Genomic DNA, 3,435 nt, shown 5'->3' on the forward strand with positions numbered 1-3,435 from the left:
ATAATCTTTTTCAGATTCAATCAATAATTGAACCGCTCTTTCTCTAATTTCGGGGGTATAGTTTGGTTTTGTCATCGGGATAGTCTCTCAGAATATTGACTCTCCGACAAACCTGGTACGGTTCACTATCAGTATTAACCGTAGCACTATGGTTATGTTCTTCAGTAATAAAATGCTTCTTACCAATTTTTTCCGTAAGAAATTTTTTGATATAGCTTCTTTGAGTCGCCCTAGTGGTGCTGAAACTCACATTAATAAAATCAATTTGGGATTTAATCTTGATCAGGCTTTGTTGCACCTGAATGGATGCACCATTTTTGAAGCTGAGGATTTTTGGTTTCAATTTCTTGCGATCAAATTCATAGTTATGAATGTTACCCTTTTCGATAACACTCTGATTTTCTGCTTCTTTTACAGCATCATTCAATTTAGATTGATAATGGTTTAGAAGATTATGTAGATGATCGATGCTAGATGTCATGGTGACATAGTTTGGACTATTGTCCTTTACAGATTCTAAGTGCATACCAGTATTTCAAATTCGTTCAAGGAAAGCATGTGCACTATCACAATGCACATGCTTAGTTTGATTACTCGACTAAATGCATATTCTTATATAACTCTACCATCCATTCCTGTTCATTCTCTACCAGTCGTTCCAGCTTTAAGTAAGCCATCTTAAATTTGTTATTGAATAATTGGAACTACCAAAAATTTAGATATTAGATGGAAATAAAAATTAAATTCTTCGATGTATGATTAAATTTTTTATTGAAATTATCCTTCCATCAAAATACCATGAGTTAGCAGTATCTTAATTAGAAGCATATTTCATATAAGAATTTAGCCAAATAAACTCTATGCTAAATGCTTATCATTTTCTATAACAGAAATTGGCCATAGCATTGAAAATTATCACTTCTGAGAGTTTTATATATGCCAACTAGAAAGCTAACATCTGAGCGTGATATCGCTAAAGCAGCTGCTTATATATTGCGAGAAAGCTTTATTAAAGCCGCCCGTAGTGGAAAAGTACTTTACGTAGAGAATAATATTCTCTGGAGTAAGACTCCAAATGGTCAACCAGTTTTCATTAAAAAATTGTCTGGTCGAAATCCTAGTCTTTCCAAAGAAATTACTAATCGAAGAACATTTAAAATTAAAAAACGGAATGTTAAAGTAGTAACTTAGTAAATAAATTAAATCGAGATAATAATTACCTTAGGACTTTATTTGCATATTCTTCTTAGTTTGAACAAGTAGTCTCTTAATTAAATGGATACCTGTTCTTATCTAACCTAGACATTCTTAGACTATAAAGTTAACTTTTCCTCATAAGCACTTTTTAATTCTGTCAGGGCATTTATCAAATCCTCTACCTTTGAGATATTTTGTGCGATGTTCCTCTGTTCTTTGTCGTGAGTAGATTGTTCACTATAAAAATTGCTAAACAAAGTTTCATATGCATCTAACGCTTCTAATTGTTCTATTAATTCGGTAATTTCTTGGTTATCAATTTCAGTGATAGCATAGCCTTTGAGGATACAATTTCTTATCAAGAAGCGTGATGCTTTATCGAGCTCTAGCGCATATCTGTACCAATAGTCAGGATTACTCTGATCTAAAGTACTTTCTGCATTTCTAAAATCCCTTAACCCTGAGTAGAAAACATCATCATTGTCTAAATTCAATTTCTTTAATGTTGAAATTAAAGACTCTGTATTTTTGAAACTACTCTGAGAATGGGACTGTTGATGTCGAAAATCCCATAACTTGAAAATAGTATCTTTTATTTCTAAAGCTGCTATACGCTTTTCTTCTGGAGAAGTAGATAGATTATATCGTTCAAATAATTCTGCTAAATAATGAAGCATCCATTGAGATAATGTATCGGTTTTATCCTCTAACTTAAATTCTTCTACTAGTCTTTTCCCTAGTTCAATAAGACTTTCAGTGGACATGCACATCTCCATTCTGTTTCATTAAATATACTCGTTTACTACTTGGTAAATACTCATCCAGTCCTTTTGAATCTTCTTTTGATTGGTAACTGCCATATTTATATCTACGATTGATATCTACAGAAATGATCATATCCATATTAATTTTTTGAAGTAGATCGAGGATAAATTTTTTGTTCACTTTCAGTTTATAACCATTTGAGTATTCATAATCCTCATTTTGATATTTCCCCCAAATGATAAGTTGTAGCACTCTTTCATTTTCATAAAACCAATTTTTCCCTAAGGCATCAGAATACAAATTCATTAAGGAGATAATCTCATTTGATGGTTTTGTCATATCATATTCCAAGGATGCCCCCCATAAATCATCATCAAAATTCGATAAATTAAGTTCCTGTTCTGCAATCCAACCTTTTAACTTAAATTTATCATCTTGAAATTCAAGTCTTTCATCATTTGAACTAGGTAAGTGATAGTCCTGACTTGATTCCGCACTTTGTAAGCTTCTCAATAGCGCATTAGATGTTTCGGGACTAACTAAACTTGAACGGATACGAATACGTTTTGCCTGACTATAACTATTTACTTCAGACCATATGCCCCATAAACAAAGCTCTACATCGCTGTGATAAATCGCATCGTTATAATCAATAGAAGCGCAACTGTAAGACCAATTTATAGGACTTTCTCTATCGTCTTTAGGCCATTCTGTTGTTATTCGAGGACATGGATCTCTGAAGTCACTTAACCAATAAGGTTCGAGAGAGGATAAATCATGTCGTTTAATCCAATCATCAAACTCCCTCGATGAATATTCACTTTCTAGTAATGGTCGTGTTTGGAGTAATTTATCTGCTGTAATCATCATTGCATGGTAGGACAGATAAAAATCTAAATCTTCAACTTTTGGACTAGATCCATGACTATGACTTGTTTGCTTCCAATCATAAATTTCCATTTTATGACGTGTATCATTGGCCTTACGCTTATCTGTAAATCCAATTTCATTCTTTAATGTTTGGGTTGTTTCAAAGTATATATGTGTAGGGTGTAAACCAAACATGTGACCTAATGGATCAAGCCAGTAAGGACCAAAATCAATACCAAATGAATCAATTTCATCTTTAGTAATAGATGAATATTTAGAAAGATCAATAACTTCTCTCTGCACTTTACTAAAAGTAGACTTACCCACACCTTGATAAGCATCAATTTCTTCTTCATTAAGCTTTATAAGCTTTGAATTCAATAAATTTAGAAGAATTTTTGAAGCCAGTAGTCTAATCATCAAATGCGGGCGATTTGGATCTACTAATTGCTTAAATGTGAACCGTACCGGGTTTATCGGAGACTTTTTTATTTAAGTTAGGCCACCTGACCTAACGGGTTAATCTTATCATAGTACATTGCTTCAAACTCAAAAGGCGATACATAACCCAGTGCACTGTGTACACGCTTTTTATTGAACCAA

Annotated in this window: 4 protein-coding genes; 1 reads left to right on the forward strand and 3 read right to left on the reverse strand. The window is 32.9% G+C overall.

Going from position 1 to position 3,435, the window contains the following annotated elements:
• Nucleotides 1-43: 43 nt before the first annotated feature.
• Nucleotides 44-526, reverse strand: a complete 483-nt coding sequence (locus GBN19_RS16000) for a hypothetical protein (RefSeq protein WP_151778665.1) — start codon at nt 524-526, stop codon at nt 44-46.
• A gap of 410 nt (nt 527-936) precedes the next feature.
• On the opposite strand from GBN19_RS16000, the gene GBN19_RS15090 reads away from it, so the two are divergent.
• Nucleotides 937-1,191 carry a hypothetical protein gene (locus GBN19_RS15090; protein WP_151778666.1) on the forward strand — a complete coding sequence of 85 codons (255 nt, stop codon included), beginning with the start codon at nt 937-939 and terminating at the stop codon, nt 1,189-1,191.
• A gap of 122 nt (nt 1,192-1,313) precedes the next feature.
• Here the strand turns inward: GBN19_RS15090 and GBN19_RS15095 are convergent, their stop codons facing one another.
• Nucleotides 1,314-1,961, reverse strand: coding sequence for a hypothetical protein (locus GBN19_RS15095; protein WP_151778667.1), 648 nt, complete (start codon nt 1,959-1,961; stop codon nt 1,314-1,316).
• Nucleotides 1,951-3,252, reverse strand: coding sequence for a hypothetical protein (locus GBN19_RS15100; protein WP_228271302.1), 1,302 nt, complete (start codon nt 3,250-3,252; stop codon nt 1,951-1,953). Before GBN19_RS15100 ends, GBN19_RS15095 begins: the two co-directional genes overlap by 11 nt.
• Between the last annotated feature and the right edge of the window lie 183 nt (nt 3,253-3,435).

Origin of the sequence: Acinetobacter brisouii (assembly GCF_008993995.1) — a bacterium.
GTDB classification, from domain to species: Bacteria; Pseudomonadota; Gammaproteobacteria; order Pseudomonadales; family Moraxellaceae; genus Acinetobacter; species Acinetobacter brisouii_A.

Bases quoted from the DNA above. Each gene is read 5' to 3' on its own strand.
- GBN19_RS15090 (WP_151778666.1), top strand. From the start codon at position 937: ATGCCAACTAGAAAGCTAACATCTGAGCGTGATATCGCTAAAGCAGCT.
- GBN19_RS15095 (WP_151778667.1), bottom strand. From the start codon at position 1,961: ATGTCCACTGAAAGTCTTATTGAACTAGGGAAAAGACTAGTAGAAGAA.
- GBN19_RS15100 (WP_228271302.1), bottom strand. From the start codon at position 3,252: ATGATTAGACTACTGGCTTCAAAAATTCTTCTAAATTTATTGAATTCA.
- GBN19_RS16000 (WP_151778665.1), bottom strand. From the start codon at position 526: ATGCACTTAGAATCTGTAAAGGACAATAGTCCAAACTATGTCACCATG.